General features: G+C 58.8%; 22 protein-coding genes and 5 pseudogenes. 14 read left to right on the plus strand and 13 right to left on the minus strand.

The genetic code is table 11. The annotated features are described in order from the left end of the window. Positions 1-61: 61 nt before the first annotated feature. From FGD77_RS06110 to FGD77_RS06130, 5 genes and pseudogenes are all read left to right on the plus strand, one after another. Positions 62-1,105, plus strand: a complete 1,044-nt coding sequence (locus FGD77_RS06110; protein WP_255007470.1) for a TRAP transporter substrate-binding protein — start codon at positions 62-64, stop codon at positions 1,103-1,105. A 52-nt stretch (positions 1,106-1,157) separates the two neighbouring features. Next, positions 1,158-1,751, plus strand: a complete 594-nt coding sequence (locus FGD77_RS06115; RefSeq protein WP_255007472.1) for a TRAP transporter small permease subunit — start codon at positions 1,158-1,160, stop codon at positions 1,749-1,751. Between the two features lies 1 nt (position 1,752). Continuing rightward, entirely contained in the window at positions 1,753-3,036 is a 1,284-nt protein-coding gene (locus FGD77_RS06120) for a TRAP transporter large permease (RefSeq protein ID WP_255007475.1), read from the plus strand. A gap of 140 nt (positions 3,037-3,176) precedes the next feature. Beyond that, positions 3,177-3,377, plus strand: a pseudogene (locus tag FGD77_RS06125) (sarcosine oxidase subunit delta); the annotation flags it as partial. Positions 3,378-3,388: 11 nt separating this feature from the next. Further along, a complete protein-coding gene (locus FGD77_RS06130; RefSeq protein WP_255014109.1) occupies positions 3,389-3,649 on the plus strand; it encodes a 2Fe-2S iron-sulfur cluster-binding protein in 261 nt (86 codons plus the stop codon). 355 nt (positions 3,650-4,004) lie between these two features. On the opposite strand, the gene FGD77_RS06135 is transcribed toward FGD77_RS06130, so the two are convergent. From FGD77_RS06135 to FGD77_RS06150, 4 genes are all read right to left on the minus strand, one after another. Further along, positions 4,005-5,510 carry an NCS1 family transporter gene (locus FGD77_RS06135; RefSeq protein ID WP_255007477.1) on the minus strand — a complete coding sequence of 502 codons (1,506 nt, stop codon included), beginning with the start codon at positions 5,508-5,510 and terminating at the stop codon, positions 4,005-4,007. A 68-nt stretch (positions 5,511-5,578) separates the two neighbouring features. After that, the gene (locus FGD77_RS06140; RefSeq protein WP_255007479.1) at positions 5,579-7,354 is read right to left on the minus strand and encodes a hydantoinase B/oxoprolinase family protein; all 1,776 of its coding nucleotides are present in this window, start codon (positions 7,352-7,354) and stop codon (positions 5,579-5,581) included. A gap of 14 nt (positions 7,355-7,368) precedes the next feature. Further along, positions 7,369-9,441, minus strand: a complete 2,073-nt coding sequence (locus tag FGD77_RS06145) for a hydantoinase/oxoprolinase family protein (protein ID WP_255007482.1) — start codon at positions 9,439-9,441, stop codon at positions 7,369-7,371. Between the two features lie 107 nt (positions 9,442-9,548). Beyond that, positions 9,549-10,271: an isochorismatase family protein gene (locus FGD77_RS06150; RefSeq protein WP_255007485.1), complete on the minus strand. Its 723-nt coding sequence runs from the start codon at positions 10,269-10,271 to the stop codon at positions 9,549-9,551. 430 nt (positions 10,272-10,701) lie between these two features. On the opposite strand from FGD77_RS06150, the gene FGD77_RS06155 reads away from it, so the two are divergent. After that, positions 10,702-10,899, plus strand: coding sequence for a hypothetical protein (locus tag FGD77_RS06155; RefSeq protein ID WP_255014408.1), 198 nt, complete (start codon positions 10,702-10,704; stop codon positions 10,897-10,899). Here FGD77_RS06155 and FGD77_RS06160 read toward each other — a convergent pair. Then, positions 10,860-11,021, minus strand: a pseudogene (locus FGD77_RS06160) (DDE-type integrase/transposase/recombinase); the annotation flags it as partial. The gene FGD77_RS06155 and the pseudogene FGD77_RS06160 overlap by 40 nt on opposite strands. Here FGD77_RS06160 and FGD77_RS06165 point away from each other — a divergent pair. Beyond that, positions 11,007-11,330 (plus strand): hypothetical protein, encoded by a 324-nt coding sequence (locus FGD77_RS06165; RefSeq protein WP_255014410.1) that lies wholly within the window; start codon positions 11,007-11,009, stop codon positions 11,328-11,330. The pseudogene FGD77_RS06160 and the gene FGD77_RS06165 overlap by 15 nt on opposite strands. Before the next feature lie 114 nt (positions 11,331-11,444). Here FGD77_RS06165 and FGD77_RS06170 read toward each other — a convergent pair whose 3' ends face one another. From FGD77_RS06170 to FGD77_RS06180, 3 genes and pseudogenes are all read right to left on the minus strand, one after another. After that, positions 11,445-12,818 (minus strand): APC family permease, encoded by a 1,374-nt coding sequence (locus FGD77_RS06170; protein WP_255007487.1) that lies wholly within the window; start codon positions 12,816-12,818, stop codon positions 11,445-11,447. Between the two features lie 601 nt (positions 12,819-13,419). Next, positions 13,420-14,671 (minus strand): annotated as a pseudogene (locus FGD77_RS06175) (IS256 family transposase). Continuing rightward, a complete protein-coding gene (locus FGD77_RS06180) occupies positions 14,578-15,102 on the minus strand; it encodes a DDE-type integrase/transposase/recombinase (protein WP_369682759.1) in 525 nt (174 codons plus the stop codon). The pseudogene FGD77_RS06175 and the gene FGD77_RS06180 overlap by 94 nt, the downstream one beginning before the upstream one ends. A gap of 211 nt (positions 15,103-15,313) precedes the next feature. Between FGD77_RS06180 and FGD77_RS06185 the strand changes: the two genes are divergently transcribed. Further along, the gene (locus tag FGD77_RS06185) at positions 15,314-15,445 is read left to right on the plus strand and encodes a hypothetical protein (protein WP_255007489.1); all 132 of its coding nucleotides are present in this window, start codon (positions 15,314-15,316) and stop codon (positions 15,443-15,445) included. 309 nt (positions 15,446-15,754) lie between these two features. Further along, positions 15,755-17,242 (plus strand): mechanosensitive ion channel domain-containing protein, encoded by a 1,488-nt coding sequence (locus tag FGD77_RS22395; RefSeq protein WP_255007490.1) that lies wholly within the window; start codon positions 15,755-15,757, stop codon positions 17,240-17,242. 14 nt (positions 17,243-17,256) lie between these two features. Here FGD77_RS22395 and FGD77_RS06195 read toward each other — a convergent pair. Continuing rightward, positions 17,257-17,421, minus strand: a pseudogene (locus FGD77_RS06195) (IS3 family transposase); the annotation flags it as partial. On the opposite strand from FGD77_RS06195, the gene FGD77_RS06200 reads away from it, so the two are divergent. Continuing rightward, positions 17,400-17,627 (plus strand): hypothetical protein, encoded by a 228-nt coding sequence (locus FGD77_RS06200; protein ID WP_255007492.1) that lies wholly within the window; start codon positions 17,400-17,402, stop codon positions 17,625-17,627. The pseudogene FGD77_RS06195 and the gene FGD77_RS06200 overlap by 22 nt on opposite strands. 28 nt (positions 17,628-17,655) lie before the next feature. Beyond that, positions 17,656-17,793: a hypothetical protein gene (locus tag FGD77_RS06205; RefSeq protein ID WP_255007494.1), complete on the plus strand. Its 138-nt coding sequence runs from the start codon at positions 17,656-17,658 to the stop codon at positions 17,791-17,793. Between the two features lie 125 nt (positions 17,794-17,918). Here the strand turns inward: FGD77_RS06205 and FGD77_RS06210 are convergent, their stop codons facing one another. The 4 genes and pseudogenes from FGD77_RS06210 to FGD77_RS06225 form a co-directional block, all read right to left on the minus strand. Beyond that, entirely contained in the window at positions 17,919-18,503 is a 585-nt protein-coding gene (locus FGD77_RS06210) for a poly-gamma-glutamate hydrolase family protein (protein ID WP_255007496.1), read from the minus strand. 59 nt (positions 18,504-18,562) lie between these two features. Then, complete coding sequence (locus FGD77_RS06215) at positions 18,563-19,513, minus strand: class II glutamine amidotransferase (RefSeq protein ID WP_255007497.1); 951 nt, start codon at positions 19,511-19,513, stop codon at positions 18,563-18,565. 253 nt (positions 19,514-19,766) lie between these two features. Next, positions 19,767-20,607 (minus strand): annotated as a pseudogene (locus tag FGD77_RS06220) (IS3 family transposase); the annotation flags it as partial. Between the two features lie 641 nt (positions 20,608-21,248). Continuing rightward, the gene (locus FGD77_RS06225) at positions 21,249-21,608 is read right to left on the minus strand and encodes a pyridoxamine 5'-phosphate oxidase family protein (RefSeq protein WP_255007499.1); all 360 of its coding nucleotides are present in this window, start codon (positions 21,606-21,608) and stop codon (positions 21,249-21,251) included. Positions 21,609-22,062: 454 nt separating this feature from the next. On the opposite strand from FGD77_RS06225, the gene FGD77_RS06230 reads away from it, so the two are divergent. From FGD77_RS06230 to pdeM, 3 genes are all read left to right on the plus strand, one after another. Further along, entirely contained in the window at positions 22,063-23,073 is a 1,011-nt protein-coding gene (locus tag FGD77_RS06230) for a ligase-associated DNA damage response exonuclease (protein WP_255007501.1), read from the plus strand. Positions 23,074-23,201: 128 nt separating this feature from the next. After that, positions 23,202-25,577, plus strand: a complete 2,376-nt coding sequence (locus FGD77_RS06235; RefSeq protein WP_255014113.1) for a ligase-associated DNA damage response DEXH box helicase — start codon at positions 23,202-23,204, stop codon at positions 25,575-25,577. Continuing rightward, a complete protein-coding gene (gene pdeM, locus FGD77_RS06240; RefSeq protein ID WP_255007503.1) occupies positions 25,574-26,209 on the plus strand; it encodes a ligase-associated DNA damage response endonuclease PdeM in 636 nt (211 codons plus the stop codon). Before FGD77_RS06235 ends, pdeM begins: the two co-directional genes overlap by 4 nt. Positions 26,210-26,223: the final 14 nt, after the last annotated feature.

Below are 26,223 nucleotides of genomic sequence, written 5' to 3' on the forward strand. Positions count from 1 at the left end.
GATCACGCGTGGATGTCGGCGGCATATCCCAAAAAATATAACAAACCCGGGAGAGTATCACATGAAACGCAATCTGCTTTTCTCTGTCGTCGCGCTTGGCCTGGCGGCAACGCCTTTGGTCGCCGAAATCCAACAGCGCGAGTTCAAGGTCGTTGGAACCTGGGGCAACCTTGCCTCGTGGACCGATCTGGAACAGCCTTTCTGGGCCGAAAAGATGCCCGCCGCGACTGACGGCAAGATCACCGCATCCGCCATCCCGATCACCGAAGCGGGCCTGAAGGGTGGCGAGGTCATGCGCCTGCTGAATCTTGGGGTTTTTGAGGTGGCACATGGTCTGGGCAGCTACGTTGCCTCGGAAAACCCGGCGATCGAAGGGGTGGATCTGTCATCCATTGCGCCGGATTTCACCATGATGCGCGCCATCAGTGACGCCTACCGCGACACGATGGACAAGACCTTCCGCGAGACCTACGGCGCGACGATCGTGGCGCTCCATCCCTGGCCCGCATCAATGATCTATTGCAACAAGCCGATTTCCTCGATCGCCGACCTCAAGGGCCGCAAGGTCCGCGTCCATTCCGCGACGCTTGGCGATTTTGTCGAAGGGGCTGGCGGGGTGGCTGTGACACTGCCCTTTGCCGAAGTGGTTCCTGCGCTGGAAAGAGGTGTGGCCGACTGTGCGATCACCGATCCGATGAGCGCCTACAACGCCAAATGGCAAGAAGTCATCACGCATGTGTTTCCGCTGCGTGTAGGCTATTCCATCACCTATTCGGCCATCAACCTGAAGCTGTGGGAGAGCCTCGACGAGGAAACGCGCGCCGTAATGCAGACGGCCTTTACCGAAATGGAAAACGAGGGTTGGGAAAGTGCTGAACGCAAGGAGGCGGTGGGCGTCGCCTGCCTGACCGGGGGCGAGTGCCCGCTGGGCGAAGCCGGAACCGCCACCCTGGCAACCGTGGGCGAAGCTGATCTTGCCGCCCGCCAGACCATCCTGGATGATTTCGTACTCAAGAGGTGGGGCGATCGCTGCGGTGCCGAATGCGCCGCCACATGGAACGAAACGGCAGGCGTTGCCGCCGGCCTTGTGGTTCCCACCAACTGAGCGACACACGGCACCGGACCCCTCCGGTGCCGTTCTAATTTGGGAGGCTTCCATGCTTGATACTCTGCTTGCCTTAGCCCACCGACTGTCGCGTTATTCCGCCAGGGCGGGCGGCGCGATGATCCTGTTTGCCGCTTTCATGGTCACGTTCGATGTGTTGTCGCGCCGCATCCTGGGCATAACAATGAGCGGGTCGGACGAAGTGTCGGGCTACCTCTTTGCCATCGCGACCGCGCTTGCGATGCCATACGCGCTGCTGATGCGCGCCAATGTTCGGATCGACGCGGCCTATAACCTGCTGTCCCGGCGCGTGCGCTATGGGATGGATCTGTTCGGTCTGATCCTGTTCACCATCTTCACCCTCATGGTCACGTGGCGGGTCGCACTTACGGTGCAGGTGACATGGGAGAACGACGCACACGCAATCACGCCTTTGCACACGCCGCTGATCGTGCCGCAGTCCATCTGGCTGGCGGGCTGGGTGCTGTTTTGCATCTGCCTTGTTCTGGTGCTGGCAGGCACCTTGCGCGCCGGATGGCGCGGCGATCTGGCGGCTGCCAGCCGATTGTCAGGTGTGCGGTCGGTCGAGGAGGAAGTTGCCGGTGAAACCGCGGGCGTTCTGCCCGGCAAAGTAAAGGAAGCCTGATATGCTGGGTTCGACAGTTACAATTCTGTTCGTGCTGATTGCCCTGTCGGTGCCGGTTGCGGCCGTGCTTGGGATACTTGCCATCACACTGGCCGAGATCTACTCGCCCATGCCGCTGTTTCGCGCCTTGGGCGATGTCTATTGGTCAAACAGCATCGACTTCATCCTTGTCGCCATTCCGCTTTTCATCATGATGGGGGAAATCCTGCTTAGGTCGGGCATCGCGGAAAAGATGTATGCGGCGCTGTCGCATTGGCTTTCATGGCTGCCGGGCGGGTTGATGCACTCCAACATCGGGGCATCTACCCTGTTTGCGGCCACGTCCGGGTCGTCCATCGCCACGGCGGCAACGGTCGGCACCGTAGCCCTGCCAGAGGCGCAGAAGGGCGGCTATAATCAACGGCTGTTCATGGGCACGCTTGCCGCCGGCGGCACGCTTGGAATCCTGATCCCGCCGTCGATCAACATGATCGTCTATGGGCTGCTGACCAATACATCGGTGCCGAAGCTGTATCTGGCGGGGTTTCTGCCCGGCTTTTTGCTGGCAATGCTGTTCATGGCCACGGTGATCATCGCCTGCCTGTTTCGCCCCAAATGGGGCGGCACGCGCCAGCACAGCTCCTGGGCCGCCCGGCTCAGATGCCTGCCAGACCTGATCCCGCCGCTGCTGATATTCGCGACTGTCGTCGGGTCGATCTACGCGGGTCTTGCAACCCCTAGCGAAGCCGCCTCGCTCGGGGTCGTCGCCTCTCTGGCGCTGGCGGCCTGGAACCGTCAGTTGAACATGAAGATGCTGATATTGGCGCTTGAGGGCACGATGCGGACGACGGCGATGGTCATGCTGATCGTGCTGGCGGCCATGTTCCTGAACTTTGTGCTGTCGGTCATCGGGCTGACGCAGGTGTTGACCGGGTTCATCCTTGGGCTTGGGCTGTCCCCGATGCATACGATGGCCGTCATCGTAATGGGCTTTCTGGTCCTGGGCTGTTTCATGGAGGCGTTCTCGCTCTTGCTGATCGCAACGCCGCTGGTTGCACCCATCGTGGCCAGCCTTGGGTTCGATCTGATCTGGTTCGGCATCCTGATGATGCTGCTTTTGGAAACCGCGTTGATCACCCCGCCCATTGGCGTGAACCTCTATGTGATCCAAGGCGTGCGCGGACGGGGGCCGATGAACGATGTGATCATCGGATCTCTGCCCTTTGTCATTGCCATGTTGCTGATGATCGTCGCCCTGCTCTACTTTCCGCAGATCGCGCTCTGGCTCCCGCAAACCTTCGGCTAGTCCTTGAACCGCGCCCATGCGGCGCGGTTGCCCCGCTGCGGCCAGACCGCACCCCGCCGATGACACTCTACCGGTGCCTCGATCTAAATGAAAATTCTCGGGGCAACGAACATTAGGTACTCGGTACTCAGCATCGAACTCCGCGATCTCTGGTATCGGAAAGCAATGAGGAATGGTGCGATATCCTGTTCATTCGCACCAATATCCGAAATCCGCATTCCGCAGGCTGGCTTCATAACCACGGCAGCGCACGGTTTTTCAACGCTGTGCATGACGTACAAGGAGGCGAGCCGCTCCAACACCCGTCAGCCAGATCCAAACCTGAAGGAGCCCTTAGATAAGCCGCGTTCGCATCGCTGGAAAAGGCCGCGTCAAACATTCCGCACCGTTTGCTTTCAGATTTGACGGACGCGAGTTTCAGGGTTTACAAGGCGATAGCGTCGCCTCGGCCCTGCTTGAAAACGGGATTCACCTGGTGGGCGACTCGTCCAAATATCATCGGCAGCGCGGCCCGGTCCCGACCGAAACGAAAGAACCCATGTCCCTGATCGCTCTGCCCCGCGCGATCTGCATTGTGACGTACTGGTCGTGGGAAGCGGACCTGCCGGGATAGCGGCAGCAGCGTATCCCGCTGGCAGGGATCGCTTTCGTTAAGGGGTCTATTGCTGGGACCGTCATCTGAAAACGTCGGCGACTAAGCTATGATGTACGGGTTGGGTGCCCCATACGCGCCGTGGGCACAATTTCTGTCCTGCATCAGGGATCAACTTGCATTGGCCGCAAAGCGATGCCCGATATTCCCCTGCCTCTGATCCCCTTCCTGCCAATGGGCGTCGAAGTGGTATTGGTTAGGCCAAGCCGCTTAATTCTAGAAAAGAATCCGGATTGTGCAGGAAAGAATGTCAAGCGACTCAAAAGGCCTGCACCCCCAGGAGGGATGCAGGCAAGTCTAGGGAGTAAGTGTTAGTTCAAAGATCCTCTCGACCGATCACTTCACCATCCGCCTCCTCTTGGGTCATGCGGCGAAACTGGCCATCGCCGAGATAAGCCCAGCTCAAGCCTTCGCTGGTGGCCAAATATTCGTTTGAGTAACCCGACGTGATCTCGGCCTGCGGATTGCTGGGCAGCACCAGAAGCTTCATCAGGATGATGTAGAGTACAAAGCCCAGCGGGAACCCGATGACGAAGGCATATTGCGAGTACCATGCCGCTACCGCGCCCGCGACCAACCATGCCAGAAGCCCCGCAATATTGAAGCCGTTGGTGTAGCGGTACTGACCGTTGGGATTGTAAAGATCCGGGACGTTCACGCGCCGTTTGCGCAGCACGTAGTAATCCGCGATCATGATGCCACCGATAGCCGAAAGGAATGCACCGTAATACCCAAGGAAGACGAACAGGTTGTCCAAGATAGCCCAAGGAAAGCAAAGCGTTCCGACGATACCTGCCAAGGCGACTGCCATCTTGTAGTTGATGACCCGTGGCGCCAGGTTGATGAAAGTCAGAGCCGACGGAATGAGGTTTGCAGAGTTGTTCGTGGACCACTGCGCCAGCACCACCAGCGTTAAAAGGATCACCAGAGAGAACCCCTGCCCTTCGCCCTGGATCACCTCGATCGGATTCCAGTTGCCCGTCGCGATAAGCGAGACGCCGCCAATTCCTGCAATAAGCGCCTGCGTGACCGGCAACGCGATCAACTGCGCAAGGAAGACCGTGCGATTGCGCGCAACAAAGCTCCGCGCGCCGGCTCGCGTCTCGACGAAGCGAGTCAGATTGGGTACGTCGATGGCCATCGTCGACCAGAAGCTGAGATTGGCGATGAACAGCACCAGCAACGACATTTCGCCCGCGCCCTGATAGGTCCAGAGGTTGATGCCTTTTGTCTTGGCCACGCCTTCCAACGTGAAATACATCCAGATCGAAATTGCAATTATTGCGGGCGCCGCCAAGGACGCCAGCCGTTCCACCGATTTCATGCCCATGGCGGTATTGGCCACCTGCAGGATGCCGAAGAGCACATACCAGACGAACCAGTTGTTGAAGCCCAGAAAATATTCGCCAATCCCGTTAAGGGCCAACGCGCCCAGATAGGTCTGGATGCCGAACCACATTGCCGCGATCAACCCCCGCGACATTGCAGGCAAGTGCGTTCCGTGGACGCCGAAGGGCGCACGCAGATATACGGCAAAAGGTAGACCGTGTTCGGTGCCGATGTCAGCGGTCAGCACCATCAAGGCGCCGATGCCGACATTTGCCAAGAAGATGATCAGGATCACAGTGGACAATGGCACGCCGCCGCCGACGCCCGCCGCGCCTAGCGAATAGGTCGCGATGATGACAGCGATCCCGACCCAGATCCATGCATAGCCCATCAGGCCGATCGGGCGTTGGCCCAATAATGTCGGCAGGATCGATTCCTCTATCAGGCCGGTGCGTTCGTGCGGCACACGGTGGACTTTTTCTTTTTTTGACATTTTTTATTTTCCCTGCTGTCGGTGGAATGCAGCCGGTCCGCAATGCGGACCGGCCAATGCGGCTTGCTTCAGGCTACTGCTTCAAGCTCTTTGCGGCGCGTTTGAGTTGCCGCCAGATCGACAGTCTCGGCCTCAAGGTTCAAAATCACGCCATAGACGTCGCGGGCATGTTCGGCTGAACAAAAGCCGTCGAGCACATCATCCAACACCTTTTGGGGTGCCCTTTCTAACGGGCTGCCATAGCCGCCGCCGCACGGGCTGTAATAGGCCATCACGTCATCCTTGCGGACTTCCTTGCCGTGAAACTTCGAGTGCATCTCCTGTGCGGGTTCATTGCTCACCGCATTGTAGATATCGCATTTGCCCGCCGCGCCTTCGGTGCCGCCGAAAATGCCCCACGGCACATTGGAGTGGCGCTCGCTTTCATGGGTGATGATGCCATCGGTCAGCATCCGCTGCGCCTTGACTACGCCGATGCCGCCCCGGTACTTACCCGCGCCCGGCATCACGTCGTCGCGCAGCTCGTAGCGCTCGCAGATCATCGGGATATGCATCGCCAGATCTTCCAGCGGGTTGTTGCGCGTGTTGGCCATCAGATTGTCGATGGCATCGGGTCCGTCAGATTTCGGACGTCCGCCATAGGCGCCCTCGTTGACCTCAAGGAACACCCAGTAATCGCCGCTTTCGCGCACCCCGGCATAAGAGGCAAAGGAGATCGACGCCGACGACCCGGCGATGATTTCTTCCGGCAGAACCGGCGCCATCGCCTTCATGATCAGGTCGATCATGTAGTTGCACTGGGTAAAGCGCGCCTCGGCCGAAGCCGGCGCGATCGGGTTAAAGATCGACCCTTTGGGCGCGATCACCTCGATGGGGCGGAACGATCCCTGATTGGATGGCACCCGTGTGTCCGACGTCGCCGTATCCAGTAGCAGCTTGCGGAAGGCGGCAAAAGCGGCGACCTTGGTCGAACCCTCGAAGGGCACGTTATAGGCCGTGGGCGTCTGCGGGGCGGACCCGGTCAGATCGACCGTGATAGTGTCACCGCTGACCCGAACGCAAACCTTGACCGGCAGATGCTGGCCGCGGTTGCGCCCGTCATCGTCCAGCCAGCCCTCTGCACGGTATTCACCGTCGGGAATATCCGCGATGCGCTGGCGCAGCATCTTTTCGGAATAATCCATCAGCTGGTTGCAGGCACCGAATACCAGTTCCTTGCCGTACTGGTCCAGCAACTCGTTGAACCGCTTGACCCCGAGCCGGGCCGAGGAGATCTGCGCCTCGATATCATCTACCAGCTGGCGCGCGGCGCGGCTGTTATTGCGGATGAAACGCCACATCGTTTCGTTGCGCTTGCCCTTTCGGTAGAGCTTGGTGCCGGCAAACAGCATGCCCTCGGCATAGACATCCGGCACGTCGATAATCAGGCCGGGTGTGGCCGCGCCGATGTCGATATGGTGTGCGGTGTTGGCCGAATAACCGACCAGTTCCCCCTTGTGAAAGATCGGGATGACAATTGCCAGATCAGGCGTATGCGACGACCCGTGATAGGGGTGGTTGTGGACGACGACGTCGCCCTCGTACCACTCTCCGTCATCCAGCGTGTCCTGGATTCCGTGCAGGTATCCGGGGATCGAGCCGATATGCATCGGCGTGGATTCCGACTCGCAGAGCGTGTTGAACTCGGTGTCGAACAGGCCCGCACCCAGATCTTCGGATTCGCGGATGATCGAGGAAAAAGACATGCGGAATAGCACATGGGCCATTTCCTCGGCGATGGTTTCGATGGACCCGCGGATCACCTGAAGCGTGATCGGGTCAATGGTCGATGCGTCTTTTGCCATTTGAATTTCCTCCCTTAAATCTTGGTCAGCCGAAGGCTGCCGTAGTCCTGCACCACAGCGCTATAGCGGGGCGGTACAAGGGTTGTGGAGTTGTGCTGGATGATGATGGCCGGGCCTTCGACGCGCGCGCCTGCGCCCAGTTTGCCGCGGTCCAGCCGCGGGGTGACATGGGACTGCCCGTCGTCGAACACCGTCTCGCGTTCATACATGAAGGCGCTCGTCACATCCTCGGGACTGCCTTTTGCCAGCTGAGCCAGCTCCAGATGCCGGACACTGGCCCTGGCGATGACGCGGACGTTGTACAGCTCGACCAGCGCATCATCGAAGGAATAGCCGTAATCCTGCTTGTGCGCCGCATGAAAGGCTGTGATGACTTCGGCCTTGTTGTCCATGGTCAGCCCGCCCTCAGGCATCGGCACACGCAGCTCGAAGCCCTGTCCGTGATAGCGCATTTCGGCGATGACCTCGAAAACCTGCAAATCCTCAGAGATCTCGTCGCCTTCCAGATCCGACCGGCCGTCGCCGGTCAGGTCCGCGACGACGGCATTCACCTTGTCCAGCGCCGCCTGATCGGCGGTGAAGAGGTTGGTGATGACAGACCGCGTGTGTTCGTATTGCAGATCAGAGCCGAGCAGCCCCATCGCCGCCGTAATGCCGGGCGCGATCGGCACCAGGATATCACGCGCCGAGACCAGTTCCGCCAATGCCACACCGTGGAACGGGCCCGCCCCGCCAAAGGGCATCAGCGAGAATTCCCGAGGGTCATAGCCACGCGCGACCGAGTTGGATCGGATTGTCAGCGCCATGTTGTTGTTGACGATCTTGATGATGCCAAGCGCGGCATCGGTCACGCTGATCCCCAGAGGATCGGCGATATGCTCCTTGATCGCCTTGTGGGACCGCGCGGAATCCAGCGGCAGGTCGCCGCCCAGAAACTTGTCGGCATCCATCCGGCCCAGAACCACTTGGGCATCGGTCACGGTGGGTTCGGTGCCGCCACGGTTGTAGCAGGCCGGCCCCGGTTCGGACCCGGCCGATCGCGGTCCGACATTGAAGCCGCCCGCCTCGTCGAGATAGGCGATCGATCCGCCCCCGGCCCCAATGGTTTCCAAATCGATCATCGGCGCCATCACCGCGTGGCCCGAGACCAGCGTGTCGCGCGGGTTCTTGATCCGCAGATCGCCGCCCGCGATGGTCGAAATGTCGGCCGAGGTGCCGCCGATATCGACGGTCAGGATGTTTTCGGTCCCGGCAAGCCGGGCTTCGGACAGCGCACCCAGAACGCCGCCAGCGGGGCCGCTCATCAGGATGCCCACGGGCTTCTTGGCGCAACCGTCGATGGTTGAGATACCTCCGTTCGACTGGATCACCCGCAGCTTCGCGGGAATGCCGCCATCGCGCACCTTCTGTTCGAGGTTGCGCAGATACATGGCCGATTGCGGGCCGACAAAAGCATTCATTGCGACTGTCGAAAATCGTTCATACTCGCGGATCACGTTCGCCACCTGGGAGGACAACGACAGATAGACGCCCGGCATCTCCTCCAGCACGATCTCACCGGCGCGTTTTTCATGCGCGTCATTCAGGAACGAGAACATGAATCCCACGCAAACCGACTTGATGCCACGCTTACGAAACAGCGCGCAGGCCTCGCGGATCTCATCCTCGTCCAGCGCCGTCTCGACCTCTCCGGTGGGGGGCAGGATGCGTTCGGTGATTGGAATGCGGTTGCGGCGCTTGACCAGCGGATGGCTCTGCCAGGGTACATCGAAATGCAGCGAAAAGTTATGCGGCCGTTTGTGGCGGCCGATATGCAGGATGTCACGGAAACCGCGCGAGGTCAGCATACCGACCTCGGCACCGTTATGCTCTATGGTGATGTTGGTCGCCACGGTGGTGCCGTGGTTGATCACGTCGATATCCTCCTTGGCAATCCCCGCGATGTCGCAAATCTGGTGAATACCATCGACCACCGCGATAGACTGGTCCTTGATCGTGCTGGGAACCTTGTGGAAAAAGGTTCCTTTCGAACATTCCAGCACGAGGTCGGTGTTGGTTCCACCGACGTCTACGCCAATTCTTGCCATCTTGATTCTCCCTGTAATTGCATTGGGTGACCACGAGATCCGGTTCGGTCGGTGCTGACCCGCAGCGAAATGTAAAAGGGCACCCGTTTAGGGTACCCTTGGTGCTGTTACTCTGCCGCAGCGCGTTCTTCGGCCACCGCGTTGAGGTAGTCGACACATGTATCGACCGTCTCGACATCGCCAAACTTGGCGTCGATATCAAAAAGATTCCAAGCCACCGCTCCCGGCACCCGGTCGCCAATCGCCTCTTTCACCGCAATGGTGCGAAAGCCGTCGGCGATGCCGTCACAGATGGTCTGGCGCACGCAGGCGCAGGCGGTCACGCCGGTCACCAGAATCGTGTCCACTCCATTGGCGCGCAGGATGCCGCCCAGTTCGGTGCCGTGGAATGAACTCGCGCGTTTCTTCAGCAACGTGTATTCGCCCTTGACTGGCGCGATACGGCTGTCGATGGCCCACAGATCCTTGTCCGCGATATCGACCACGTCGACCGGGATCTTGTTGTGCCACAGGCCCATATCGGTGAAGGGCGCGTTTCGGTCGGTGATTTCATAGGCGGTGGTGACGTGGATCACCGGATGGCCATTGGCGCGGCAAGCCTCCAACAGGCGCTGCATGCCGGGGATGATCTCGTTGTCCATCTTTTCCTGATCGCAGGTGAAGGGGTTGCCCGGGCGCGTCCAGGCATTGGCGAGATCGACACTGACTAGCGCCGGTTTCTTGCCAAAACCGACACGACGTTGAAAGCCGCGCTCCTTGTATAGATCGGATGCCACCTCAAATGCGTGGCTAAGCATCCGGTCAAGTTCGGCGTGGTCAACTTCGCCCATGTTTTTATGGTCCTCTTGCCTGTTTGCGTCTTCCGGCTATGCGCCGCATGATGATATTGGCGATATTAGTTTCGGTGGATTTCTCTCATGCTGACTAGTCTTCCACTCGGTAGGTGGACAAACAATTGCTGTGTCAGCCATTATTATTGCGCCGCCTGCATCAATAGAATTATGTCTTTAAAACGGCTGTCTTGAGGGCGTGTAAGACAGCCAAGAAAAAGTCCCACTCCGCAGACTCGCGACATCGAAGCATGCAAAATGGTGGCATTAGAACTTGATTCCGCCGCGCGACCGAGCACATGGCCGTTGATCAAACGCTTTGAGTCGCCGCATCCTGATCAGCGACACAACTGTCGGGAACAATTCAGGCGAGGCAGTGCGTCGATCAATGGGACTGTTGCGTTGTTGAGGCATGGTCGAGGTTGGTTTCGTGAGCCTTCCATCAGGCCGCCGCAGTGAAGAATTTCCGAACAAAATCGATCTCGCCTCGGGCGCCGGGACGCTCGATTTTGATGTGGCCGTTCTTGATTGTGCGGATTCTTTCGATCGCCCTGAGCGTCGCTTTCGCCGGGCGCAGGCAGCGGAAGGGCGCTGTTCGTCAATGACAAGCACCTCAACATTGCCATGACGCTTCATCGTTTTCTTTAGGAATTTCAATGCTGCCTTGCGATCCGGTGCCTTCGTGATGAAACGTTCGGGCACGTCCCCTTCATGATCAACTGCACGCCAAGGATAGTGCCGCTCGCCGTTGCGGCGACCGACAATCCCGATGGCCGGGTGATGGATGTGATATATCCGGTCGCAAGGGCCGCGAAGCTGAAGGCCGTGATCGAGGAACATCGGACCAAGGGAACGCCGGACCGCCGCGTTCAGACGGTCAAACACGGATCCTATGCCGACCATTACGGGCGGATGCTGCCCCGATTGCGATCGATGCTGGAGTTTCGGTCGAACAATGGCGGCTGGCGGCCGATCCTGATGCGCTCGCGCTGGTCGTCCGGCCGGGCCGGGAGTGTCGGCGTTTTGTCCCGGCCTATCGCGCGCCGGAACATGCGCTGAACTTCGCAGGAGCGGGCGCCTAACGGTCGACCCCACGCCTGCACCCGATTCAGCGCATGAAAGGACATAAGTGCGAAGCGCTTGCCACATCACTTTCTGCCATAGGTTCAGGCCTCAGGAGGCTTTCATCTCGGCCAACTGGCTGGCAAGGATTCGATCCGGTACTCCCGCATGGGTCACGCGCGACCACACGTAGAAAGCAAGCCCAAGCAGCACCCAACCGCCCATGATCACCCACTCATACGGCCAGACCAGTGCCGCGGGACTGAATGGCATGTAGAGAATGATTATTCCGCCAGATAGAGCCAGAGCAGCATAACCGACTGTCTGGCCATACGCCACGCGGAACGGTCGCGGCATGTCCGGCTCCCGTTTGCGCAGGATCAGGAAGGACAGCGCCACCGTGGCATAGGCCACGACGATCCCCAAGCCGCCTGCATCAACCAGCCAGACCAGCGTTTTGCGCCCAAAGAAGGGGGCAATTATCGATAGCGCACCGACCAGCAGGATGGCGTTCACCGGCGTATTGTAGACGGGGTGCAATTTGCCCAAGGCGGCCGGCAGCATTTTGGCATGTGCCATGGCGTAGACAGCGCGGCTACCTCCGATCAGGAAAGCGTTCCAGCTGGTTATGATGCCGCCGATACCGGCGATGACCAGCAGTTTGCCGGCCCAGCCGCCTCCGTACACCGCCGTCATCGCATCGGCAGTGGCTAAACCGGATGCCGCCGACTGTTCGGCTGGCATCGCAAGAGAGACACCAAGGATGATCAGAATATACCAGGCGACCGCCATGATGACCGACATGATCAGGACCTTGCCGATTGATTTGTGGGGCAGGTTAATCTCTTCGGCAGCCTGCGGGATCACGTCAAAGCCGACGAACATGAAAGGTGTCATGATCAAAACTGCGAGCAAGCCACCCGCGCCGCCCACGAACAGCGGCTCCATGTTGGCCGTCTCACCGTTGAACAGAGAGCCTGTGATCAGCATGATTCCCACAAGGATGATCAACAACGTAACCACCTTCTGCAACAATGCGCAGGTTTTGATGCCGCGAATGTTGATCCAGGTCATGACGATTGCGCCGACCGAGCCGACCAGAGCCCAGCTGAGATACACATCCGAGCCGGCAACGGACCAGAGCAGTCCGACCTTATAATTCGGGAAAAGTTGCTCAACCACGGTCGGCAAAGCCACAGCCTCGAATGCGACCACGGATACATATCCCAGGATAATCGCCCAAGTGCAAAAGAACGATCCGCCCATCCCGAGCGCCCTGTGACTGTAGACATGTTCGCCGCCCGTCAAAGGCATTGCGGCCGCTAATTCGGCATAGGTCAACCCTATGAGGATCACCGCCAGTCCGCCGATGGCAAATGCCAGCATTGCACCAAGGGCTCCGGCCGAGTTGACCCACCCTCCGGCCAGCACGACCCAGCCCCAACCAACCATGGCCCCAAAAGCCAAGGCTATCACATCGGGCATACCCAATACCCTTGTCAACTTACCTTCTGACATAGTCCCTCCTGTCATTTGAGGCGGCATCAATTAGGAAAACGGACGCCCCTCTTTGGAAGACTATGCCACTAGTAGTTGTCTTGTCGTGACTTTTTTCATCAACGCAGGAACTGGCCTCTGCATCACCTGATCGATAAACTCTGCGAACGCACCTTTATTGTTGTCATCGTCAAAAGCAGTCCCAGACTGCCCTTCGCTGACCGACGGTGTTGGATCGATGGTTGTGAGAGCCCGTGAGTTCGACTGGCGATATGAAGCCTCACGACGAGATGTGGGGCACGGCGGCGATCCGCGCTTGGTCAGCTTATCGACCATTCGTCGCTTGGACCCATACTACGCCAAGCAACCGAAATGGCGGCGCACAGCCGCAAGGTATGAATGGGGCGACCAAGAACCTTAAAGGTCGCGCCTGCATTACGCGACATAGTGCAAAGCGGGACTGTTGCATTGTTTCGCGTAGGCCAAGTTCAACTGCGCCGTTGGTTTATCAGGCTGCTACGTCCAACAGATTCCGGACAAAGGGGATCTCGCCGCGGATGAGATATGGGCGAAAGTTGGTGACGCTTGATCAGGCGGCAGTTTGAAGTTGGCGGATCCCATCGCGGAACTCAATCCCCTGGATGATCTCGGGCAGGCGGTTTTGACCGTCGAGCTTGCGCCATTTCTTCTGCGCCGACATCATCAGCTTGAAGGCCATGGCCAGACCGGTCTTGCGGCTGAGGCACCCCTTGGTGCGCTTTGTGCGATGCCTGACGGTGGCGAAGGTGCTCTCGATCGGGTTTGATGTCCGGATGTGTTTCCAGTGTTCCGCCGGATAATCGTAGAAGGTCAGCAGCGCGTCCCTGTCTTTGACCAGTTTGGCCACCGCCTTGTCCCATTTCACACCGTAGTTTTCGACGAAGAAATCGAAGGCGAGGTTGGCCTTGGCTTTTGTCTCGGCCTGCCAGATGTCATGGAGATGGCCTTTTGCCTTGGCTTGGATGGATTTCGGCATCGCATTCAGCACATTCATGGTTTTATGGACCCAGCAACGCTGTTCTCTGGTCGTGGCAAATACCTCGCGCAGCGCGGTCCAGAACCCCAGGGCACCGTCGCCAATGGCAAGCTTGGGATCCTGTTTCAGGCCGCGCCGCTTGAGATCGAGCAGCACTTCGCGCCAGCTTTGGGTGCTTTCGCGAAAGCCGTCGGTCATGGCCAGCAGTTCCTTGCGGCCATATTCATCCGCCCCGACGATCACCAGAACGCATTGCTTTTCCTCAGCCATGCGCGGTTTGAAATAGACGCCATCCGCCCAAATATAGAGAAAGCGGCGGTTGCCGAGATCGCGTTTCTGCCAAGCCTCGTAGTTTTTCCACCAGTCGGCCTTCAGCCGCGTGATAGTCTTGGCGGACAGACCCTTGGCATTCGGACCCAGCAGCGCCTCCAGCGCCTCAGTGAAATCGCCCGTGGACACCCCCCTTGAGGTAGAGCCACGGCAGCAGATCTTCGACCGATTTCGCTTTGCGCAGATACCGCGGCAGGATGCTGGGCGTGAAGGTGATCTTGTCTTCGCCAGCGCCCCGATCCCGCACGCGCGGCACTTTCACCGGCACTGGACCAATGCCGGTCATCACCTCGCGTTCGGGTAAGTGACCATGGCGCACCAAGCGGGCCCGTCCGTCCGTGAGCCTTTCCTCGGAAAAGGCGTTCAAGAGCGTCGCCAGTTCCGCGTGTATCGCCTGTTCGATCAGCTTGCGTGCGCCATCACGGAGGACGTCGGTGAACGGATCGGATGAAAAACCCAATGGATCGGGCAGTTGGGTGATGGTATTCTCTGGCACGTGGCATATCCCTTTCTCGGTTGAGAATTGACGGCGACTCGACACCGCCATGATATGCCGCCCCTCAGGGCATCACCAACTTTCGCGCGGTTCTCGCCGCGGATGCCCGACAGCCTGTTTTCGATATGGCCATTCTTGATCGTCCGGATGGTCTCGACCGCCATAAGCGTCACCTTCGCTGAGCGCAGGTAACGAAATGACTGGCGCGTTCCGAGCAGCCGCTTCCAGGCGACGTGATCGCTCTCGATCCTGTTGTTTCGCCACTTGTGATCGATAGGCGTGATGCTGTCGAAATGCGGATCGTAGCAGTGGTTCAAATCTTGGATGACCTTGCGATGTCCAGGTGCCTCGTCGGTGCAGATGGTGACCGGTCGGTATCCGGCCTCACAGAAGTAGTTCCAGCATTCCTGCGGTGTGAACAGATCGCAGATTTCGGCGAGCTGACCTGCCCCCCGAAACTTCCCTCACTTTGATGTAGCGTTTGCTCAGCCCTTCGAAGGAGCAAACCTGTCCGAAAAAGCCGGACCACTTCACCACAGCCTATGGCGCGAACGATGAGAACGTCGGCGAGATTGATGCACTGTCGTCGGTGACGACGGCACGATCAACGAAGTCGTCGTGAATGTCGGTGGTTTCCTCGGAATGGATGAAAAATCTGTCGCAGTCACCTTTGACGAGCTGCAAATCCTGCTGGAGCAGGGCGGTGACGATCTGCTTATCTATATCGACCGCACCGAAGAGGCGCTGAAGGCGCAGCCGGAATTCGACAACTAAATCTGATCGTATGTCATGACCATTAAGGCCCATTCGTTACTGGATGGGCCTTTTTTTGATATCCGCCTTCTGCTTGGCGATTGCCGAGGCATGGGTATAATAGTGCTCCCATCACAAAAGGCCTTGATCATGCCTCGCTGTCCCATCTTGACGCTGCTGCGCGTGCTTCCTCTACTACTTTTCTCTTGCGGCGCGATGACAGGTCTGTCGGCGCAGGAACAGGATGCGTCTTGGTATGAGGTTAACGGGTCCGCGTTGACCTTACCCAAAACAGACGGCGCAATTCAGCGACGCACCCCGCGGGAAACGGTGCGCAATTTCATTGCATTTACCGAGAACGGAAAGTTTACCGACGCCGCACATTATCTGAACCTCGCCGACTTGCCCGAAGGTAGCCGAGCAGAGGATGGCAAGGATTTGGCCCGCCAGTTGGCCCTCGTGATCGAGCGTCAGCTCTGGATCGACTGGGCAGGCCTTTCGGCGCGGCCAGATGCCATGCTTGAAGCGGGCACGGCAAAAAATGCGCTGGCGGGAAAACCGCGCCGCGACATCGGGCTGAAACTGATCGAGGTCGACGGCCAAGCCTATGAGATCCGACTGGGCCGCTACAAGGTACCCGATGCCGATCCCGTCTGGCTCTTCACGCCGCAGACCGTCCAGAACATTCCGGTGCTCTATGCGGCCTTCGGGCCACGCCATTTTGAGACATACATACCGGAGAGCCTGAAAACGCAGATGGGCGGCCTGCGTCTGTGGGAATGGTTATTGCTGCCAGTGATGCTGGCGGCGCTGTCCGGGCTGGGCTGGGTCGTAAGCCGGATCGTCGGCTGGGCGGGGCGCAAGGTAAACCGCCCGCTGATCCGGCAGGCGTTGGATCGCTCGCGCATCCCGCTGGGCTTCGTCGTCGTCGCCTTGACGGCGCAGTTCATGCTGAAGCTGGGCGTGTCGTTCTCAGGGCCAGCGACGACCATTCTGCGGCCCTTCCTGTTGATCGTGATGGTCGCAGGTCTGGGCATCACCGCGCTGAAGATCGTGGATGCGGTACTGGACCGCATCACGCGGGGCGTGATCGGAGATATCGACGACACCCGCAGTCTGGACCAGCGCGAGCTTTACACCTCAATCTATGCGATCCGTCGGATTATCGTACTGCTCATGGTCAGTATCGCCGTGATAGTGGTACTGGCACGGCTGAACCTGTTCGACTCGCTCGGCATGTCGCTGCTGGCCTCGGCAGGTGTTCTGACTGTGCTGCTGGGCATCGCCGGGCAGGCCGTGCTGGGCAACATCATGGCGTCGCTTCAGATCGCGCTGGCCAAACCGATCCGGATCGGCGACAGTATCCTGTTCGAGGGTGACTGGGCCTATGTCGAAAGCATCTTCTATACCTTTTTGCGCCTGCGCACTTGGGACGAACGACGCATCATTGTGCCGGTCAAGTATTTCGTCTCCCAACCGTTCGAGAACTGGTCGGTAAAAGACGCCCGCATCCTCAATACGATCACCATCTTCCTGGATCACCGCGCCGATATCCTGATACTGCGGGATATATTTTTTGATCTGGCCAAAAGCGATGATGGCGTGATTGAGTACGACGAGCTCTTCGCTGCGGTGACGGCGCATAGCGAGGCCGGTCAGGAAATGTCGTTTTACGCCATGAGCCCCGATCCGTCTACCGCCTGGGCCACTGCCATGCGCCTGAGAGAGAACCTGCTCAAGCATATACGCCAGGAACACCCCGATTGGTGGCCGCAGGACCGGCTGGAACTAAAAAGGCAACAACAGCGGAGCGTGTAACACTACCCTGCTAGGATCCCTTCACGGCGGCACAGTGCGGCGATACTCTCCTCCCCGCGCAGGCCCGCCAACACGATCCTGATCTTCTCTTCGGCCGAGTACTGTTTGCGTGTCTTGCGCCGGATTCCTTTGACCAGCTTGTCAGCGGCGTCCTTTGATGTTCCTGATTTCTTGTTCAGGACAAGTCTCCTGCATCTGGTCCATCATGGTTTCGTTCCGGTCCGGAGCCCAGCTCATTGAGGCGGGCTACGCCGTCCGGGAAAAGCTGGAAGTAAACCGTTACGGCGTGTGGCCATTCGCCGTGGATGCTATCCGATTGACCGATGCGAGTCGCATGACCGCGTCGATGGTCGCGGAGCTCCAGTATCGACGCAGCGCAAATTAAAGGCGTCTACAAGGGGTGGGAGAAGCGGGTGGACGATGTGGAAATTCGTACGCTGGCATCGAAAGGCGTTTCAAAGGCACAGATTGACCGTGATCTTGGCGTGTTCCGCATGACGGTTTATCGAGCCTTGGAAATCCCCGTGTCGGAGCGGATATTGGCAGAGTGAACAGAACGGTCGCTGTGCGAGACAAAGCTGAAGCCCTCACAACTCATGTATGCGTCGTGGCCCTTTCCAGAAGTATTTCTGCGCTCTGATACCGCACCTATTGCGGATCAGGGCGATTGTTTCTTTCAATCAGCGTGCGTCGACTGGATGGCGTTTCGGATGGCCACGCAGAAGTCTTTTAAGACCTTCCGCTCGGTCGCCAGCCTGCGACGCAGTGATCGTGGAAGCTCGAGCTGTACCCCCTCGCCAGAGCGCGTCCGGTTGCAGATGTTGAACGCGTGAACGCCAGGCAACGATTCATTCGGGATCGCTCCGAAACCGGCGTCGCGCAGCGCGGCACCGATGGCATCGCGCAGATCGGTCGCGCGGCCACCCAGCCATACGGTGTCACTACCGTCGTCTTTCCGACCGTGGATCGCGACTGCGATATTAGACTTGCCGACAAGATTGAGGGCGTCGGGTTCATCGAAGCGATGAGAGGTAATGTGGAAGTCTCCGTGCGCCCCGGCCTTCAGGGCCTCGAAGGCGTAGAAAGAAAAGTCGGTCCCTGCAATTGCTTCTGCAATTTCCGCTGTTTCAGGTTCTATGGACCCTCCGTGTGGGGCAAGGATCACCACGGATGTGCCGCGATCCTTGCTCCGGATGCGGTAGTCGACGCCCCGCTGCATATCGGCGGCGAGATCTTCGAATTTGACGTAGCGGTCAGACATTGATCATTTTCCCGTTTATGGGAGTGCCAGTGCGCGCATATATCCGCCGGTTTGCATCGTCAAACGTTCAGCTTATTCACTTTTTTCGAGATGTTTTCGCCCTTTCTCTCGAGAGCCACAATTTCACCGAATTCGATGTTCAGCCATTCATCTCCATCCTCGGTCAGCGGCTCGGACGCGAAAAGGGCGGACGTGGCTTCGCCCTCCGGGCAGGCATCGACCTTGTATGATTTCTTATGATCCTGAAAGTTTTTCCCCATGAGCAGATACATCGGCTCCAAGAGCATGGAGAGCGCCATGTCGTCCTTTCCGGGCGCGGATGGGCGCAGTTCTTTCCAGTCGCCGGAAACGTTCGTCTCTCCCTCGTGCCCGCAGCCATAATTGACGCCAATGATCCGGTTTGGTGCGACCAAGGCGATCTTCAGTTTGGTCAGCGCAGCCAGATCGAGCTTTTTCATGGCCTGAAGAATGACTTCCAACAGTCTTTCGAATCCTTGCTGAACGTCCTCGTCACTATCTCCCTTGAACAGCGACAGGAGCAGGACGTACAGGAATTCCGTGTCAGTGGTGCCCCGCATCTGCTTGAGATACCGATCCTCGCAATGCGCCAGCAATTCCCTTTGCAATATCCGCCAGTTCGGCAAGGCACCGTTCTGGGCAATGATCCAGGGCGTTCCGTCGAAGGAAAAAGGATGACAGTTTTCATCGGTCTGGACAACGCCGGCATCGTAGCCCGACGCCCTCACGTGGGCCAGCAGAGTGCTGCCCTGAAGGCTCGGAATGATCCCCTTGGCATTGTCATCATAAAAAGCCGCCTTGGGACGATGATAGAGCAATGGCTCCTCCGGTTTCAGAAGATGTTCGCTCCAGGCTCCAAATCCCCAGCCTGCCAACTGAAGATGCGGATGAAGCTCCGGGTCCAGGCTCTGATTGATCAGGCTGTTCCCCGGCTCCAGGAGCAGACTCTCAAGCGGTATTTCCGGCCCGATATAGGCAAAGACACGGCACATAGTTTTCCTAACTACTCAGTTGAACGTAGGCCGGACAGGTTCGCTGCGCATAGGACCCGGACTTTGCGTAGTCGCCTTCCGCGCAAAACAGGCTTTGTTGCTTGGTGCGGCGATGAACAAGGAGGGCTTGAATCAGGCGTTGGCTTTGACGGCACGAACTGTGAGGTATGATGCTCCTTCAATGATATTATCACCGTACCAATCTAATGAAAGTTGAATCGCCCCGGGTTTGTCGGAGACCGATAGCTTCAAGTCACGCGACCATATCGAGCACGTTGCGCTGTGCATAGAAGTTCTCTTCCGCCTCTGCTGGCGGGATGTTCCCGATGGGGCCAAGCAGGCGCCTGTTGTTGAACCAATCGAGCCATCCGAGCGTGGCCATTTCCAGATCCTGCCTGTTGCGCCACGTGCCTTGACGATGGATCAGCTCGGTCTTGTAGAGACCGTTTATCGTCTCAGCGAGGGCGTTATCATACGAGTCCCCGACGCTGCCGACCGACGGCTCGATTCCGGCTTCGGCCAAACCCTGGGTGTAACGAATGGAAAAATATTGCCCGCCGCGATCCGAGTGGTGGGCCAATCCGCCCTTCTGAACGGGGCGTCGATCATGCAGGGCTTGCTCCCGAGCATCGAGGAGAAAGTCAGTTTTGGCAGACCGCGAAACGCGCCATCCCACGATGCGATCAGAGAATGTGTCGATGACGAAGGTCACATAGACAAAGCCCTGCCATGTCGACACGTAAGTAAAGTCGCTGACTATTACCCGGCAGTCGATACGCAGTATCGATGAGAGGGCCATAGCAGGTTCGGTGCAGACGCCCGGAACACGCGGTTCACCTTGTCGCGCGGACACGGCGCTGACGTGTCAGGGATCGTTGTTTTGACCACTTTTCCGCGCACGGCACCCCGGACACCAATCTGTTTCATCAGGCGGCCCACCGTGCATCGCGCCGACGAACGCCCTCGCGCTTTAGTTGATGCCATGCCTTACGGACCCCGTAGACTTGGTAGTTTTCCTCCCAGACCCGTTTGATTTCAGGGCGTAGCTCCGCATCCCGCTGACGGCGTGCCGAAGCTTTGGACGGATCCTCGCGCAAACACGAAGGATCATGGACATCTATGGTCTGGAAACGATCACCTTGGAGATCGTAGAAGCTGCACGCGATCGGCTCGCGATTGGACAGGGAGACTGACAAATAGCGCAGACAAAATCCTGCCAATTAGCTCCGCAATCTACAGCGCCCCTGACTGAACCAAGGCCAGCCCACGACAAACAGGTGTTTTTGAGATCGGCACGCTAGGCAAGATGTTCAACCACCCGGCGCTCGAAGGTCTTGGCCCCTCCGTTTACAGTGCCCGCGGCAAGTGAAATACCTAATGTGCGCAGGGCCCCGCGTATCGCATTAGCAAGATCAAGAGCGCAGCGCAGCATTGTCGCACGCGCTCTAAACAGCGCACGTTTGGGCACGTATTCCCAACCGTTGACCTGATCGCCTACATCTGTGCGATGCCGCGTCCACCGATCTACCGGATCAGCAGCGGCGCGTAAGTATAAACCACGCAGATCCTAAAGATGATTTTAAAATAAATCAGCGCCGGATCGGCACCAAAACCTGCGGATCAGGTCAAACGGAACAATAGGGTCTTCCGTGGTGCAAGGAAGATACCCTTGACACTCACAGTTGTTCCCCAAGGCCACAGCGAGGTATCACCACACTTCGCCAGAGAAATTCCATCAGTCCAGCTTCACATTTGCCGTACTACCCTTGTAGTCCTCTTTCGGATCACCAAAGCCCAGCATGACTTTGGCGCCGGCAAGCAGGGAAGATCCGTCCAGCCAAATTTGCGCCTGATAAGGATCGAGCCGAAGCAATTGCAGCTTTGGATCATCCTTCCCGCCCTCGAACCATGCGGCGACAAACTGTGCTCCACGGATCGTCGATGACAGCACGATCATTATCGACCCTGATCGTGCCGTGGAGAGTCGCAAAGATGTCGAAGCCTTTAGAAATGAAAACCATCCTGCCTTTGCCGGTTTGATCAGGTCATCTCCCAGTTCGGTGTCTTTGGCAGTAAAACCAGATAGGTCCGACATCCTTGTCACCCCTGAACTGGGCGGTCATCGGGCGGCACGCGGCTTTTCCTGGCAGTCCGAGCATGACAGTCATGTCGCTGGCCAGATGCTTCCAGAATTTCTGTTCCAGTTCGTGGGGAGTGTAGTTGGTCATGGTGTTCTCATTCTTTCAAGCAAAACAATCGGTGGCAGGATCGAGCTCCCATGAATGTGCCGGGTCTTCCGAGATAACTCCCCCTCGGACGACTTGAACCGCGGATGCACGCTTGTGGCTGGAGCATGATTCTCATTGATGATACTTGGTTGGTGATTTGTCACATAGATTGCGCCGAGGCAGCACACTGCACAGGTTGGGAGGTTGATGCTAGGACATGGAAGGTCAGAGCCGAACAATTCGGCGTCTTGAACGTTTGAATGCAGAAAACGGCTTCCGCGTTATGTGCGATCTGCGCAGCAATCAAGAACCAAACTCCCTATGATTAATACCGCGACGCTTTTGCAGATCCGTCCTGAAGGTCTTTATTGCCCTGCCGGGGGATTTTATATTGATCCGGTCAGAGCCGTCGAAAAGGCGCTGGTCACCCACGGTCACGCGGACCACGCACGGGCCGGGCATGGGGCGGTAATGGCGACGGCACAAACTTTGGACATCATGGCGATCCGCTATGGCGAAGATTTCGCCGCCAGCTGCCAAGTGGCCAATGAGCCGCAGCAGGTAGGGGATGTGAGGGTGTCTTTTCACCCGGCGGGCCATGTGCTCGGTTCCGCCCAAATCGCACTGACCCATAAAATGGTCGGCACGGCCGTGATCACCGGCGATTATTCCCGCAGCCCCAATCCCGCCTGCACCCCGTTTGAGCCGGTGCCCTGTGACATTCTGGTAACCGAGGCGACCTTTGCCTTGCCGGTGTTTCGCCACCCCGACGCAGGGGCAGAGATTGTCAGGCTGCTGGCCTCGGTCGCCGCATTTCCCGACCGGGCACATCTGATCGGAGCCTATGCACTTGGCAAGGCGCAGCGGATCATCATGTTGCTGCGCGTGGCGGGCTGGGACGGACCGATTTATATTCACGGCGCATTGCAACGGCTGTGTGACTATCACATCAGTCAGGGTATCCCTTTGGGCGATCTGCGGCCTGCCACGATTGCGCGCGGCCAGAAAGGGGATTTCGCCGGACAGATCATCCTCGCCCCGCCCTCCGCCTTTGCCGCAACATGGGCGCAGCGCTTTCCCGATCCGGTGATTTGCTTTGCCAGCGGCTGGATGCAGGTGCGCGCCCGCGCCCGCCAACGCGGTGTGGAACTTCCGCTGATCATTTCGGACCACGTTGACTGGCCTGATCTGACCCGCACGATCACTGAACTGGACCCGGCGGAAACATGGGTCACCCATGGCCGCGAAGACGCTCTGATCCGCTGGTGCGAGATGGAGGGACGCGTCGCCCGACCGCTTCGCCTGCTCGGATATGAAGAGGAGCAAGACTGATGCGCGCCTTCGCCGCCCTTCTGGAACGCCTCGCCTTCACCCACCAGCGAAACGGCAAGATCGCCCATCCGCGACGACAAGCCCGCAGCAGAGGCCGACCAGTTGCAAACCCTGCGCGACATGCTGCCCTGATGTCGCTGCCCCCTGACATTGCCGATTGGTTTTCGCGCCAAGGCTGGACACCCCATGCCCACCAGCTTGCGTTAATGAACACGTCCCGCGATACATTGCTGATCGCCCCCACCGGTGGGGGTAAAACACTGGCAGGTTTTCTGCCAACTCTGAAGGAATTGCAGGCACCCCATGCCGGGTTGCACACGCTTTATATCTCACCGCTCAAAGCGCTCACAAATGATATTGCACGCAATCTGGCACAGCCCATAGCATCGCTTGGCCTTGATATAAGGGTGGAAGACCGCACCGGCGACACGCGTCCCGGCCAGCGCACCCGCCAGCGGGTAGATCCGCCCCATATTCTGCTGACCACGCCGGAAAGTCTTGCGCTTATGCTGTCCTACTCTGAGGCGTCGCGGATCTTTGGCACCCTGCGCCGCGTGGTGATCGACGAAATCCACGCCCTTGCCGAAAGCAAACGCGGCGATCAGCTGATGCTTGGGCTGGCCCGTTTGCGCAGCTTTGCGCCCTCACTTATCGTGACAGGGCTTTCGGCGACGGTCGACAACCCCGCCCAACTGGCGCAGTTCATGGGCGGCGCAGACGTGATCCTGGCGGATCCCGGCCCCGCGCCGGACATCGCCACGCTTGCCACACAGACTCCGCCACCGTGGGCGGGCGGCGGCGGCCAATACGCCGCTGCCGATGTGATGACGGCGATCCGTGCGGCGCGCCTCACGCTTGTGTTCATCAACACCCGCGCGCAGGCCGAGCTGTTCTTTCAGGCGCTTTGGGGCCTAAACAGCGAAAACCTGCCCATCGGCCTGCACCACGGCAGCCTGTCGCGCGAGGTCCGTCAAAAGGCCGAGGTGGCCATGGCAGGCGGGAAATTGCGCGCGATGGTCTGCACCGGCAGCCTTGATCTTGGCATCGACTGGGGCGATGTCGATCTGGTGATTCAGGTCGGAGCGCCGAAAAACATCAAGCGGCTGGTGCAGCGGATCGGCCGCGCCAACCACCGCTATGACACGCCCAGCCGCGCACGCATTGTTCCCGCCAACCGCTTTGAGGTGATCGAATGCGTCGCCGCACTTGAAGCAGTGGCCGCGCACGATCTTGACGGCACGCCGCACCCGCTTGCCCCTCTCGACGTGCTTTGCCAACACATCTTGCTGACCGCCTGTGCCGCCCCCTTCGACGCCACGTCGCTTTATCACGAGACGCGCCGCGCCGGGCCTTACCTTCATCTGACCCGCGCCGATTTTGAGGCTTGTCTCGAATTTTGCGCCACCGGAGGCTATGCCTTGCGCGCCTATGACCGCTGGCAGCGTTTGATCCTGCGCGATGGGTTGTGGCAGTTGCGTGATCCACGGGCGGCGCGGTTGCTGCGGATGAATATCGGCACAATCGTCAACCCGGAACTGTTACAGGTGCGCCGGCGTGGCAACCTTGCGCGGCTCGGAGAAGTTGAAGAGAGCTTTGCCGCCAGCCTGTCGCCGGGTGACACCTTCCTGATCGGCGGCCAGACTGTGCGCTATGACCGTCTGCGTGACATGATCCTGGAGGTGACGCCACAGCCCACGCGCCAGCCCAAAATCGCTGTGTTCAGCGGATTGAAAATGGCCACCTCAACCGAGCTTTCAGCCCGCGTTCTGGCGCTGATCGGCGATCCTGCCCGCTGGGCCGCCCTTCCGCCGCACACGCGCGACTGGTTGGCGCTGCAACAGAAAATCTCGGCGCTCCCCACGCCCGGCACCCTGACTTGCGAGACGTTTGAGCGCGCCGGACGGGACTATTTCTGTCTTTACGGATTTTGCGGGCGCAATGCGCACCAAACCCTTGGCCTGTTGCTGACCCGCCGGATGGAACAAGAGGGGCTTGGACCCCTTGGTTTTGTTGCCACCGATTATGCGTTGCTAATCTGGTCGGTTGATCCGGTGCTTGACCCAGAACCGCTGTTGCGTCTTGAAAACCTGACCGAGGGGATGGAGCAATGGCTGGCCTCCAATGCCTTGATGAAACGCACCTTCCGCAGCATTGCCACCATCGCGGGCCTTATGCATCGCAACTTGCCGGGCGCGCGCAAATCAGGCAAGCAGGCGACTTTCTCGTCTGATATTCTCTATGATACCTTGCTGAAATATGACCCCGACCATTTGCTGTTGCGCATCACCCGCGACGCCGCGCGCCACGGGCTTGTGGATTTTGAGCGCGTCGAAGACATGCTTTCCACCCGCCCGGAGATCGTCCATTCTACCCCGCCACACGTCACCCCGCTTGCCGCTCCGCTGCTTCTGGAAGCTGGAAAAGTACCGATCCGCGGCCTTGGCGCCGAACGTCTGCTTGAGGCAGAGGCCGAGCGCATGATGGCCGAAGCAGGGCTGGCATGACCGGCTATCCCCTTATTTTTGCCGCAACCGAATTCATCGCGCTGGGAAGCGGCGCGTTATTTTGTCCGGGCGAATCTGCGCTGATCCTTGCCGATCTGCATTTGGGAAAATCCGAACGTTTGGCCCGGCGCGGCGGCGCATTGCTGCCCCCGTTCGAAACGCGCGATACCCTGACCCGCCTGCACCGCGTGATCCAGGAAACCAGACCGGAGCAACTCTTCTTGCTAGGCGACGTATTCGACGACGATCGCTCCCGCGATGCACTTACACAAGACGATCAAGCCTTTTGGAAAAGCATCACGGATGCCACCACCTGCACCATTCTTGCTGGCAATCATGACCCAAGCGCTCAGGCCGAAGCTTTGTTTGGCGAGATAACCCTGCGTCATATCGCGGGTGAAGGACCGGACATTTCCGGCCACTACCATCCTAAGGTGCGGTTGAAGAGCGCCACCCGCCAGGCCTTTCTTGTCGGACAGGATCACTTGATCCTTCCTGCTTTTGGCACATACACTGGTGGTCTTACCGCCAAGCACCCAACCCTGACCACCATTGTCGGGCCGGGTGTTGCTATCCTGACCGGCGCAAGGCCATTTGCGGTTCCCTATGGTCAGCCCATACGGCAAAGGTAGTTAACGCACCCTCG

Origin of the sequence: Roseovarius sp. M141 (assembly GCF_024355225.1) — a bacterium.
In the GTDB taxonomy this organism is placed as follows: domain Bacteria; phylum Pseudomonadota; class Alphaproteobacteria; order Rhodobacterales; family Rhodobacteraceae; genus Roseovarius.